Origin of the sequence: Streptomyces sp. NPDC049970 (assembly GCF_040660235.1) — a bacterium.
GTDB lineage: Bacteria > Actinomycetota > Actinomycetes > Streptomycetales > Streptomycetaceae > Streptomyces.
Genome location: NZ_JBFALP010000009.1, coordinates 198,225 through 210,030, shown reverse-complemented (window position 1 = coordinate 210,030; position 11,806 = coordinate 198,225). Strand labels below are relative to the sequence as shown.

Annotated in this window: 9 protein-coding genes; 6 read left to right on the top strand and 3 right to left on the bottom strand. The window is 71.1% G+C overall.

Annotation, left to right across the window (positions count from 1 at the left end; all coding sequences use genetic code 11):
• Nucleotides 1–67 precede the first annotated feature (67 nt).
• From AB0I83_RS18780 to AB0I83_RS18760, 5 genes are all read left to right on the top strand, one after another.
• Nucleotides 68–847, top strand: a complete 780-nt coding sequence (locus AB0I83_RS18780) for a type VII secretion system-associated protein (protein WP_363305378.1) — start codon at nt 68–70, stop codon at nt 845–847.
• Nucleotides 840–1,454: a type VII secretion system-associated protein gene (locus AB0I83_RS18775; RefSeq protein WP_363305377.1), complete on the top strand. Its 615-nt coding sequence runs from the start codon at nt 840–842 to the stop codon at nt 1,452–1,454. Before AB0I83_RS18780 ends, AB0I83_RS18775 begins: the two co-directional genes overlap by 8 nt.
• A gap of 336 nt (nt 1,455–1,790) precedes the next feature.
• Entirely contained in the window at nt 1,791–4,718 is a 2,928-nt protein-coding gene (locus tag AB0I83_RS18770) for a BTAD domain-containing putative transcriptional regulator (protein WP_363305376.1), read from the top strand.
• Between the two features lie 247 nt (nt 4,719–4,965).
• Entirely contained in the window at nt 4,966–6,591 is a 1,626-nt protein-coding gene (locus AB0I83_RS18765; protein WP_363305375.1) for a glycosyl hydrolase, read from the top strand.
• A 364-nt stretch (nt 6,592–6,955) separates the two neighbouring features.
• The gene (locus AB0I83_RS18760; RefSeq protein ID WP_356842098.1) at nt 6,956–7,381 is read left to right on the top strand and encodes a DUF4913 domain-containing protein; all 426 of its coding nucleotides are present in this window, start codon (nt 6,956–6,958) and stop codon (nt 7,379–7,381) included.
• A gap of 93 nt (nt 7,382–7,474) precedes the next feature.
• Here the strand turns inward: AB0I83_RS18760 and AB0I83_RS18755 are convergent, their stop codons facing one another.
• The 3 genes from AB0I83_RS18755 to AB0I83_RS18745 all read right to left on the bottom strand — a co-directional run bounded on the left by AB0I83_RS18755 (nt 7,475) and on the right by AB0I83_RS18745 (nt 10,135).
• Nucleotides 7,475–8,881 carry an RICIN domain-containing protein gene (locus tag AB0I83_RS18755; protein ID WP_363305374.1) on the bottom strand — a complete coding sequence of 469 codons (1,407 nt, stop codon included), beginning with the start codon at nt 8,879–8,881 and terminating at the stop codon, nt 7,475–7,477.
• A 232-nt stretch (nt 8,882–9,113) separates the two neighbouring features.
• A complete protein-coding gene (locus AB0I83_RS18750) occupies nt 9,114–9,719 on the bottom strand; it encodes a hypothetical protein (protein WP_363305373.1) in 606 nt (201 codons plus the stop codon).
• A 269-nt stretch (nt 9,720–9,988) separates the two neighbouring features.
• Nucleotides 9,989–10,135 (bottom strand): hypothetical protein, encoded by a 147-nt coding sequence (locus AB0I83_RS18745; RefSeq protein ID WP_363305372.1) that lies wholly within the window; start codon nt 10,133–10,135, stop codon nt 9,989–9,991.
• A 566-nt stretch (nt 10,136–10,701) separates the two neighbouring features.
• On the opposite strand from AB0I83_RS18745, the gene AB0I83_RS18740 reads away from it, so the two are divergent.
• Nucleotides 10,702–11,751: a medium chain dehydrogenase/reductase family protein gene (locus AB0I83_RS18740; protein WP_363305371.1), complete on the top strand. Its 1,050-nt coding sequence runs from the start codon at nt 10,702–10,704 to the stop codon at nt 11,749–11,751.
• Nucleotides 11,752–11,806: the final 55 nt, after the last annotated feature.

Here is an 11,806-nt window from a genome sequence, read left to right as displayed (position 1 = left end):
CGCGATGTTCTCCCTCTTACCCTGCGAGCCGGGCATCCGCGCGGCGTGACTGTCTGGAGCGACTCCCATGCCCACCCCCGCCGGACGGCCCGACGGCCCCCACGGGCCGGTACCCGCACCCGCCTCCGGCGGGGTACCCACTCCGGTTCCGGCCCCCGCCGCGCGCACGCCCGGGACCGTCGTGCGCGGCGAGCCGGACTTCCCGGTGCCGCCCGACGACGTCGTCGCAGCCGCCCGTACCGCCCCCGACCACTGGCTGTCGGTGACCGACCGGCACTGGCTCGGCGTGGCGGACGACGAACCCCCGCCCCCCTGGGCCGTACTCGGCCGCTGGCGCAGCGACGCGCGGGGCGAGATCGCCGAGTGGGAGGCCAACCCCGACTACCGCCCTTCGCCCGCCGCCCTCGGCTGGGCCCCGCCGGTCGACGACGCAGACGCCGCGCTGCACCTGGCCGCCACCGGCTACGGTCCCGACGCGGACGTGGCCGAGGCCCTCGCCGAGGCGGGCGCCGTGGCCGTGTGCGTGGCCGAGGACGGTGAGCCCGCGTCGACGCGGGCGCCCGGCGGAGCGCACGCGGTGCCCGTCTTCCCGTCGCCGCCAGGGGGGTCGGCGAACCGCCTGCCCGCACATGTGACGATGACGATCCCCGATCTCCTCGACCGGCTGCGGTCCGGCCGGGACGTGATGTTCCTCAGCTCGACGGCCCCGGCCGCCCTGCTCGTCCCGGCCGACGAGCTGCGGGCACGCTGGGAGGAGACGTCGGGCGAACCCGCACACCGGGCCCGGACCACCGGGCGCCCCGGCACCGAATCAGGTACCCCGAGCAAGCGAGGACACGATGAGTGAGTCCGGAGCCGAAACCTCCGCAGCCCCCCTGGACCCCGCGCCTCCCGAGGAGTTCGTCCGGGCCGCCGCGCTGGCGCCCGACCACTGGCTCTACCTCGCCGATCCCGCCTGGCAGGGGGAGGGGGCGCCGCCCGAGTGGGCGGTGGTCGGCCAGTGGCGCTCCGACGCGGAGGGCGAGATCGTCGAGTGGGAGGACAACGAGGACTACAGGCCGTCACCCGAGGCGATGGGATGGCCCGAGCCCGCCGACGACGTCGACCGTGCGGTCCAGCTCGCCACCACCGGGTACGGCCCGGTGGAGGACGTCACCGCCGCCCTGGCCACCGCGGAGGTCGCCGTGCTGGTCACGGCGGACGGTGAGCCGGTGAGCGCTTCGGCACCCGACGGCACGGCCGTGGTCCCGGTGTACACCTCGCCCCGCTACCTCCGGACCGCCGGACAGCTGGGGTTCGTACGGCTGTCGGTCGTGGATCTGCTCGGCCGCATCCCGCAGGGGCACGGTCTGAGCCTCAACAGCTCGGCCCCGGTCAGCATGGTGGTGAACACGGAGGGGCTCGCGGAGGTGCTGGGGGAAGCGGCGGGAACGCCCCGGGAGGAGACGGCCTGACCCTCCCCGCGAGCCGGTGGCGCCGGTGAGCCCGGGGCATCGCCGGACCGGGCTCTGCCGGTCCCCCCGGCCCCACCCACGCCGGACACGGTGCGCGCCGGGACACCGGCAGCCTCCGGCGCCGGTCGTGGATTCGCCCCGGACTCCACCGCTCCGCCCGTCGGTCCCGTGTACACGGAAGCGGCCCGCTCCTCCGCAGGCGGTGCCTTCGGCCCGCGTGACCGGGCCGGGACCGCGAGATGAGGGACATCACCGTCACCGAGCCGGACCGGCATCGCCCACAGTCGTTTACGATCTCGACCCGGGAGCGTAGGACAACCTTTGTATAGTCAAGAAGTGGAAAAAGTTACCGAAGTCTCCCTGCGCTTCGCCGTGCTGGGGCCACTGCGGGTATGGCGTGGCGAGGAGGAACTGACCCTCGGCTCTCCCCAGCAGCGTGTGGTGCTGGCCGCGCTGCTGTTGCGGCGCGGGCGCCTCGTCACCACCGCCGAGATCGTCAACGCCGTATGGGGTGAGAACCCGCCGACGACCGCCGTGCCCGTGCTGCGCACCTACGTGTCGCGGCTGCGCAAGATCCTGGACGCCGGCCGGGTGCCGGACGAGTCCCGGGCCGTGATCGTCTCGGCCACCGACGGATATCTGGCCCATGTCCCCGAGGACGCGGTGGACTTAAGCGTCTTCGAGCAGCGAGTCAGCCGGGCCGCGAAGATGCGTGCCGCGGGCGAACTGACTTCGGCCTCCAGGTTGTTGCACGCGGCGCTCGACGGGTGGCACGAGACACCGCTGGCCGGGCTGACCGGCCCGCTCGCCGATGCCGAACGCTCCAGGCTCAACGAGACCCGGCTGAGCACCCTCGAGGCGCGCTTTGACATCGATATCGAGCTCGGGCGGCACGACACCGTCATATCCGAACTGCGAACCCTGGCCGACCAGCACCCGCTGAGGGAGCGGCTGTGCCAGCTGCTCATGATCGCCCTGTACAGGTCGGGGCGGCAGGCGGAGGCGCTGGCGTGCTACCGGAAGACGCGCAGCACCCTGGTGGCCGAGCTGGGCATCGAACCCGGCGCCTCGCTGAGGGAGCTCCACCACAAGATCCTGACGGCCGACGCCTCACTCGAACACCCCCCGCCCGCGCCCCCGCGCCGAGCAGCCGCACCCGCCGAGGCCCCGGCGGTCCCGGCTGTCCCGCCGATCACGCGACCGGCCCAACTCCCCGCCGACCTGGCAACCTTCACGGGTCGCAACGTCGAACTCGGCCAGGTGCGGGCACTGTTGCCGACCGGGGGCAAGCGGGCCGACGCGATGGTCATCAGCGTGGTGAGTGGTATGGGCGGCATCGGCAAGACGACGCTGGCCGTCCATCTGGCCCATGAGATCGCCGACCGCTTCCCGGACGGCCAGCTCTTCATCAACCTGCGCGGATTCGACGCGACGGGCTCGATCATGACGCAGGAGGAGGCCATCCGCATCTTCCTCGACGCCCTGGGCGTCCCTTCGCGGCGGATCCCCGCGCAACTCGAGGCCCAGGCGCTGCTCTACCGCACCCTGCTCGCCCACCGGCGCATCCTGATCCTCCTCGACAACGCCCGCGACGCCGAACACGTCCGTCACCTGCTGCCGGGCTCTCCCGGCTGCCTCGTCATCGTCACCAGTCGCAACCAGCTCACCAGCCTGATCGCCGGTGAGGGAGCACGACCGCTGACCCTGCATCAGCTGACCCACGCGGACGCGTACGACTTTCTGAGGCTGCGGCTCGGCCCGACGCGGATGTCGGCACAGCCCCGCGCGCTGGACGAGATCATCGCGCTCTGCGGCCGGCTGCCGTTGGCCCTCGCCGTCGTGGCCGCCCGCGCCTCGATCAACCCCGGCTTCCCCCTCAGCGCCATCGCCGACGAACTGCGCGAGAGCCAGGGCAGCCTGGACGCCTTCGTCAGCGCCGATCTCAGCACCGACGTCCGGGCCATATTCTCGTGGTCGTACGACACGCTGTCGGCCCCCGCCTCGCGGCTGTTCCGCCTCCTGGGCCTGCACGTCGGCCCGGACATCTCGGCGCCCGCCGCGGCCGCGCTCGCCGGGCTCCCCCTGCGGGAGACCCGCACCCTGCTCGCCGAGCTCTCCCACGCGCACCTGCTCGTCGAGCGCCTGCCCGGCCGCTACACCGTGCACGACCTGCTGCGCGTGTACGCCCGCGAGCGGGTCCGCACCGACGAGCCGCCGGAGGACCAGGACCGTGCCGTCGACCGGCTCCTCGCCTGGTACCTGCACACCGTGGACGCCGCGTACCCGCTCTTCGCCCCGCACCGCAGGCGCATACTCCTGGAGGCGATACCCCCCGGTTGCCGGCCGCTGTCCTTCACGGCTCACGACCAGGCGCTGCAGTGGTGCGAGATCGAGCGGGCCAACCTCGTCGCAGCCGTGCACCAGGCCGCCGACTCGGGCAGAGCGGGCACGGCCTGGCGGCTCGCCGCGGTCTCCTGGGCCTTCCTCTACCTGCGCAGTCATCTGCACGACTGGCTCGACACCTCCCGCACGGCCCTCGCGGCCGCGCAGGCCGCCGCCGACCGCAGGGGCCAGGCCCAGAGCTTCGGGGACGTGGCGGGAGCCCTGACGCAGTTGCGCCGGTTCGACGAGAGCATCGACCACTACCGGCAGGCGATGATCCTCAGCCGGGAGCTGGGGGACAGGGACGGCCGGGCGCACGCCGTGTGCAACATGGGCAATGTTTACCTGAACAGCGGCAGGCTGGACAAGGCCGTCGAGTACGGCCGCCGGGGCATGGTCATGGTCCGGCACACCGGCGACTCGTGGGGCGAGGCGATCGCCCTGGCCAACCTCGGCGACGCCTACCAGCAGCTCGGCAGGCTCGACGAGGCCAACGACTGCCTGGAGCAGTCACTGACCATCCTGCGGACCGTCGGCAGCCGCTGGGTCGAGGGCGTGGTGCTCGACATCCTCGGTACGGTCGACCACCGGCGCCATAGGTACGAAGAAGCCGGCAAGCACTACGAACAGGCCCTGGAGGCCCATCGGGACGCCGCCAACCAATGGGGAGAGGGCCACACCCTGAGCAACCTCGGCGACGTCCAACTGGTCACGGGGAAGCCCGAGGAGGCCCGCGTCAGCTGGCTCCGTGCCCTGGCTATCTGGAGCGATTCCGATCACCCGGACGCCGAGACGATGAGGGACCGGCTCCGCCGCCTGAACGAACCCGGCTTCGACGTCTCGTTGGATCCCGCTTCCGCCTGTGCGGATGCCGACACGTGACACCGGACATGCCTCCCGGCGCCTGGTCCGACGGGCGTCCGCGCGCCCACGGCGCCCGTGCGCGCGGGCGCCTACGCGTCGGGCTTCCCGTCGGAATCCGGCACTACTGCCGTGCGGGGCTGCCCAGTTGGGCATTCGGGGGCTCTTCCGGTCAGCCCTGATCAAGAGCGGTCCACTCGGGTGAACCGTCCACCGCACCCCAACGTCGTGCGGGTGTAGTCGATCCTCGACCCGAGAGGCATGTTGCATGCGAGTGAGATCACTCGAATCATTCCGATCACTTCGATCATTCCGGCCGCTCCTGTTCGCCCTCCTGCTGGTCGTCGCCGTATCGGCCGTGACCACGGTGGCGTCCCGGGGTTCCTCCGGCAAGAGCGAGGACCGTGTCGCCGGCGCGGCCGCCGGTGGCGCCGAGCACACCGTCACCCTGCGTAACAACACCTCCAGTCGCGTCTGGGTCGGTGCCACGGTCAACGCCGACGGCTCGTCCCCGCTCACCGGACTGCCCATGCTGCATCCGGGAGAGTCCAAGACCATCACCATTCCCGAGCGTTCGGCCGCCGGGCACTGGCGCGGCAAGTTCTTCGCCCGCCAGGGATGCACCGGAGAGGAGGGCAGCACCTTCCACTGCACCGTCGCCGACTGCGGCCCCTTCGCCGACCGCTGCTCCACCGGCGAACAGCCAGCCAGTCTGGCCGAGTTCAACTTCGACCCGGCCGACGCCTCAGCTCCCTGGTACAACGTCAGCTACGTCAACGCCGTGTCGGCGCCCATCACCATCACCCCCGACGGAGTGCCGCCGCCCGAGGACGGCGGCCAGTGCGCCTCGGTGGGCTGCCCCACCGACCTCCTGTCCGTCTGCCCGCCCGAGAACCTGACGAAGAGTCCGACAACGGGTCGGCCCATCGTGTGCGTCAACCCGAACCGGGACGCCAAGACCGCCTACAGCGAGGCGCTCACCGCCAAGTGCCCCTCCGCGTACTCGTGGTCCAAGCACGACGCCGAGGCCGGCAACCAGGTCGTACGCCAGTGCAGCGAGTGCAGCGGCATGACGGTGACCTTCCACGGCACGGCCGGCGCGGAGAAGCCCGCCCGGAAGCCCGTCCGGAGCACCAAGCCCCGGACCGAGCACAAGAAGGCCGTGCAGGCCCCGGGCAAGGGTGTCGGGCTCAACCCCACCCCCGGCTCCACCCAGGCGCTGGCCGCCTCCGGCGCGAAGTGGTACCACAACTGGGCCTCCTCCAGCGGCGAGCTCGTCAGGCCCGAGGGCGTCGAGTTCGTCCCGTCGATCTGGGGCCCCGGCTCGGTGACCGACGCCGAACTGGGCAAGGCCAAACAGGAGGGCAAGAACCTCCTCGGCTTCAACGAGCCCGACTCACCCACCCAGGCCAACATGACTCCGGAGCAGGCTCTGGACCTCTGGCCCCAGCTGCAGAAGACCGGGCTGAACCTCGGCGCCCCGGCCGTGGCCACCGACGCCGACAAGCCCGGTGGCTGGCTGGACCGCTTCATGAAGGGAGCCGCCGATCGCGGTCTGCGCGTCGACTTCATCCCCGTGCACTGGTACGGCTCCGACTTCAGCTACCGGGCCACCTACCAGCTCGCCGCGTACCTGGAGCGCATCCACAAGCGTTACGACAAGCCGATCTGGCTGACCGAGTACGCGCTGATCGACTTCACCCAGGGCACCCCCCGCTACCCGAGCGAGCAGGAGCAGACCGCCTTCATCAAGACGTCGACGGAGACGCTGGAGATGCTGGACTACGTAGACCGCTACGCGTGGTTCGCCCTCTCCACCCAGACGAGCCCGACCGGACTCTTCAACGGGAGCACTCCCAACGCCAGCGGGAACGCCTACCGCAACGGGGGCTGATCCGCACCACCCGCGGGCGACCGCCGGTCCGCCCGGGAGGGCGGGCCCTCGGCCCGCCGCCCGCGCTCGACGGAATGTGACGGACCTGCCGTGATCCATCCCAGGATCGCGGCAGGTCCGCGCCGTTCTCCGCACGGCCCAGGTGAACCCGGTACGCCCGGACCGCGTTGTGACCCCGCACGGGGCTGTCTCTCCGCACCCCACGACCTCCGCGGTCGTCCGGGGCAGCCCGCATCGCACACCGGAAGGGAACCCGATGACGATCGACACCCCTGGAGCCGAGCAGGAGGCCCCGTCGCCCGGGGAGTCCTCAGGGCACTCGGCGCCCGCCGATCCCCCGAAGGGATCCGCCGAGCCTCCGTCCGTGGAACCGCCGTCCGAGCCGGCTCCCGTCCCACCCCGGTTCATCCTCTACCTGGAGGGTGCCGAGTACGCGCAGAACCTCCGCCAGCTGACGCTCTGGGCCCATCATGTCCTGCTGCCGGTCTACGGCCGCGAGGTCACCTCCACCGCCCCGTGGTGCTCCAGCTGGTGGGAGCACCCGGAAGCGGTCGCGCAGCTGCACGGCCTGTGGCTAGCCTGGGCGGACCTCACCGGCCCCGACTCGCCCATGTCCGGGCCCGCCAACTGGCATCGGGACTACCTGGGTCCGGTCATGCAGTCGCTGCGGGACCCGATGGGCCCCTTCGCCGGCTGCAAACCCGGCAGCCACCGGGCCAAGGAGACGCCGCCGGTCGACGCCGTCGACCCGTTCCGCCCGCGGGTCCCGCCCCAGCCCACCCGGGCCTGACGCCTGCGCCCGGCCCGATGCTGCGTGCGGGCCGGGCGCAGGCGGGTCCGTCAGCGGACGCGAGCACCTGGCGCGCGTCCGCTGACGGTCGGTTCAGCCCTTGACGAACCGCCACTGGTGGTCGTCGGCGTCGTTGCACACGTAGACCCTGAGCCTGGTGTTGGCCGCCTTACGGTCCGTCCGCGCCACGTCGATGCACATGTCACCGCTCTTCTGGTTGCGGATCCAGTACGTGCCGTTCGGACGCTTGTCGAGCCACCAGAGCTGGTTGTCCTTCACGTCCGGTATGCACTTGTACTCGACTATCCGCTGCTCGATCCGGGCGGGTCCCATACCCGGCAGATCCATGCAGAGCCCGTCCTTGACGTTTCTGATCAGATACAGGTCGGAACCGCCGGTCCCCTTGCCCTTGGCGGTCAGCTTGAACTCCCAGAGCTGGTTGTCCTTGGGGGACTTGGTGCAGCTCTGCTCGTCGAAGATCCCGGCCCCCGAGCTACCCTTGCCCTGACCGGGAAGGTCGACGCAGTAGCCCCACTTGAGGTTCTTGATCACCACTGGACCACGGGGCAGCCCCGGGTCGCTCGGCGGCACCTTGGTCACCAGCGGCTTCGGCTTGGGCGGGTCGGGCTTCGGCGGCGTGGTGGGCTTCTTCGACGGCGACTTCGACGGCTTCTTCGAAGGCGACTTCGACGGCGAGGGTGAGGCCGGCAGGGTGGGCAGGAGGCTCTCGGAGGCCGAGGGGCTCGGCTGCCGGAAGGTCATGGAGGACTCGCTCGGCTTGCTGCCCGAGCCGGCCGCCTCGTTCTTCTCCCCGGCGTTGCCCGATCCGGTGCCCAGCGCGACCAGCGACCCGATGACGGCCACCGACACCACGGCGGCCACACCACCGACGACCAACGGGCGCTGGAACAGACCGGGTCGCTCGTACTCGTCGTCCGACTGGGGCACCGCCTTCCGGCGGGTGTTGTCCACGGCGGGCACCGGCCCGAGAGCCGAAGGCTTGCTCGGCGCGGGCGTGTCATCCGTACGCTCGGAATCGGAGCTCCCGACCGGGGCCGGGCCCGGCCCGAGTGCTTCGTCGGGCTCCGTGTGCCGGCTCCGCTCCACAGGAACGGTGGTCTCGACGATCCCTCCCGCCGCTGCCTCCGTGTCCCTCTCCACCTGCTCCAGCAGCTTGCTGGAGCCGTCCGGAGCGACCTCGACGATCGCCACGTAGTCGGCGGACGGGTCGGAGATGGCACCCGTGATCGGGGCGTTGCGGCTGCGCGCGAATCCGTGCAGCATGTCGAGGATCGCTACGTCGAGCGGCTCGCCCGGCACGATCGGCACCGACTCGCCGTCGATGGCGGCGGAGCCGTCGTCGAAGATGACCACGGCGAAGTGCGAGGAGGACTCGGACCCCTGCCCGGAAGCACCCGGCCGGCCTGGTCCCGCCGGAGCGGCAGGTGCGAGAGGGTCACCCTCGGTGAACGGGCTGTCAGCTTCGTCACCCCTGTTCATATCCATCCCTTCCTTGCGGTGTCGACACGTGGCCCGCGGCAGTCGATCCGGCTGTCAGGGGCCGAACGGCAGGCACGGACCACGCGCCACAACAGTTCTGCTCACGTCGCAACGGAAGAGGAGGGGAAACAGTTCAACTTCCCGGCCCGGCATCTCGGGTGGTTCCGGTCCGGGGGCTCGCCACTCCCCGCCGGTACACGGCCGAGGAGCGGTGCCGGAAGTCGGCCTGCGGCTACTTCGCTCTTCCCGGGCGTGGCGAGGCGGTCCGGTTCTGGTGATCGGGCCGTACGTAGGCGGCCGAATCGCGGCGGTTCCCCGGATCGCCTGCCGGCCGCAGGCCGGCCATCTCCTGCTTGAAGGGAGGCCGTTGGACAGTTGACTGGGACGAGACGGTCGCGATCGACGGTGTGGGCGAGGTCGGCCGCGTCAGCCGGCTGTCGCGGAGGGGCCAGTCCTGCTCGACGCCGCGTGCTTCCGGCGAGTCACGGCCGCTCTGCGCGCTCTCGGGACGCGTCATCTCACGCGCGTGCTCGAACTGTTCCAGCGACGACCGGCGTGAGTCGGACCGCTGCAACGACTCCGGTTCGGGTGTGCGCGGCCTGGCATGCTCGTCCTGGGACGTCATCTCGGGCGCCGATCCGGGCTCCCGCGTCGACGCGCTCGTCTCAGCCGGTTGCTCCGACCTCGCGGCCGCACTCAGGAGCTCCCTGCCCGCGCCGCCGAGGAGCATGCCGAGGCCCGCTCCGAGAGCGGCCCCCACCGGTCCTCCCACCATGAATCCGATGGCGGCTCCGAGCAGGGCGGCGCCGATCACCAGCCACTTCCGGTTCCCTTTCATGGGATGTCCGACTCCTTTGTGAGTTGCTCCCTCAGGGATCCGGTCACTGCGATGACCGGAACGGCGGGAGTCCGCGGCGCAGGGGGGTGACAGACCTCCGGGTGAGGTCGGGAGAGCCGCCCGGAGCGGCGGCTTCTCCTGGTTAACGTGCCGAGGGGCCCGGTGGTTCACTCCACCTTCCCGGAACGGTTCGGCGAGGGTCGAGCGGGCGGTGAGGGTGGTGTCCGGCCCGTCTCCCGTTCACGGTGCGGGCCGGCGACCCGGCTGCGTCAACAGCCGGATTTGGGAGCACCTTTCAGCCGACTCATGCCCCCGGCCGCCCGCATCAGCATGCCGCGGTACCGGTCGGCCGCGGGTTCGGCGCCGGTCGCGCTGCAACTGATCAGGTGCAGCCAGTGCGACAGTGTGTCGTTCATATGCGTTCACGTTCCTGGGTGGGGTGAGTGGTCGGGGGGCGAGCGGGATGAGGCGTTGACCGTGCGCTGCCGGAAGTGGTCATGCTGCTGGGCGGTCCGCCGTCGCATCGGCGAAAACTACGCAGTCCGAGGCCGCGTCGCCCGGGTCGGGCCGTCGACAGGAGGCCGGGCCGACGGCCTGGCTCTTCCTTGCCGACCGACCGACGGTCACCTCGTCGGCCGGTGTGTCTGGAGCACCCCGTCAGACGTGAGTGGGCCGCGATTCGTTGCTCCGGTCGTTGAATTCGGATCAGTTCGACTGCCCGCCCACGCCCGTGGCGCTGCCCCCGTGGAGTGTCTACCACGGCGTACGCGCTCGGTGTGATGACAAACGTCATCGCATCCGGGTGGACGCGGCCGGGGCGACTCGGCGAGGTGCCGCTCTGCTCTCCGTCCCGGAGGGAACTCACCTGTCGCATCGTCGCCTTACGCCGTGAAGCCTACTGCCGTGACCGTCTTGCGTGACGTCAACTTACATGTGTAGCTTTACGTTAGTAAGCCAATGACCCGGACCTGAAGGGCACGCCATGACCAAAACCGTCACCACCACGTCCACCACCGAGATCGTGCTGCCCGGCCGGGTGGAGCCGGACGGCCTGGTGGTGCGGAGCCGTGAGCTCGACGCGCCGGAGAAGGGGCAGGTGGTACTGCGGATGGAGGCGACGGGCGTGTCGTTCGCCGAGCAGCAGATGCGCCTGGGCAAGTACTACGACCAGCCGCCGTTCCCGTTCGTGCCGGGTTACGACGTGGTGGGCAGGGTGACCGCGGTCGGTCCGGGCGTGGACGCGTCGCTCGTGGGGGACCGGTTCGCGGCGGTGACCAAGACCGGTGCGTGGGCCAGTCACCTGCTGGTCGACGCCGTGGACCTGATGCCGGTGGCGGAAGGTGTGGACGCGGCCGCGGTGGAGAGCGTCCTCGTCAACGGGATCACCGCCTGGCAGATGCTGCACCGTCTCGCCCGGGTCCCCGCCGGCGGTACCGTCGTGGTGCTCGGTGCCAACGGCGGTGTCGGCTCGACGCTGGTGCAGCTGGCCTGCCACGCCGGCATCACGGTCATCGGCACCGCGTCCGCTCGTCATCACGCGACGTTGCGTGCCATGGGAGCGGCCCCGGTCGACTACCAGGAAGAGTCGATGTACGCCCGGATCCGGGAACTCGCGCCCGGCGGTGTGGACGCCGTCTTCGACCACGTCGGCGGCGCGGGGGTGGAGCAGTCCTGGCAGCTGCTTCGCAAGGGCGGGACGCTCGTCTCCTACGGCAGCGCGGCCACGAAAGACGACGAAGGCGACTCGCGGCTGCCGGTGCTGAAGCTGTTCGCGCGGCTCGCCGCGTGGAACTCCCTGCCCAACGGCAGAAGTGCGCACTTCTACAACTTCTGGGCGGGCAGGCGCCGTTGCCACGCCTCCTGGCACCGGAGGATGAGCGAGGACCTCACTCAGCTCCTGCGGCTGATCGCCGACGGCCACCTCACCCCGCAGATCGCCGCGAGGATCCCGCTCGGCGACGCCGCCGCCGCGCTCGCACTCGCCGAATCCCGCACCACCACCGGCAAGATCATCATTCTGCCCGACGCGTGACGAGCCGTGCCCCCGCGGCCGAGCCGTCGCCCCGTCCCTCCCGGCATACGCCGAA

What these genes read in the sequence shown, in the direction of transcription:
- AB0I83_RS18780 (WP_363305378.1), top strand. Translation starts at nt 68, where the DNA reads ATGCCCACCCCCGCCGGACGGCCCGACGGCCCCCACGGGCCGGTACCC.
- AB0I83_RS18775 (WP_363305377.1), top strand. Translation starts at nt 840, where the DNA reads ATGAGTGAGTCCGGAGCCGAAACCTCCGCAGCCCCCCTGGACCCCGCG.
- AB0I83_RS18765 (WP_363305375.1), top strand. Translation starts at nt 4,966, where the DNA reads ATGCGAGTGAGATCACTCGAATCATTCCGATCACTTCGATCATTCCGG.
- AB0I83_RS18755 (WP_363305374.1), bottom strand. Translation starts at nt 8,881, where the DNA reads ATGAACAGGGGTGACGAAGCTGACAGCCCGTTCACCGAGGGTGACCCT.
- AB0I83_RS18750 (WP_363305373.1), bottom strand. Translation starts at nt 9,719, where the DNA reads ATGAAAGGGAACCGGAAGTGGCTGGTGATCGGCGCCGCCCTGCTCGGA.
- AB0I83_RS18745 (WP_363305372.1), bottom strand. Translation starts at nt 10,135, where the DNA reads ATGAACGACACACTGTCGCACTGGCTGCACCTGATCAGTTGCAGCGCG.
- AB0I83_RS18740 (WP_363305371.1), top strand. Translation starts at nt 10,702, where the DNA reads ATGACCAAAACCGTCACCACCACGTCCACCACCGAGATCGTGCTGCCC.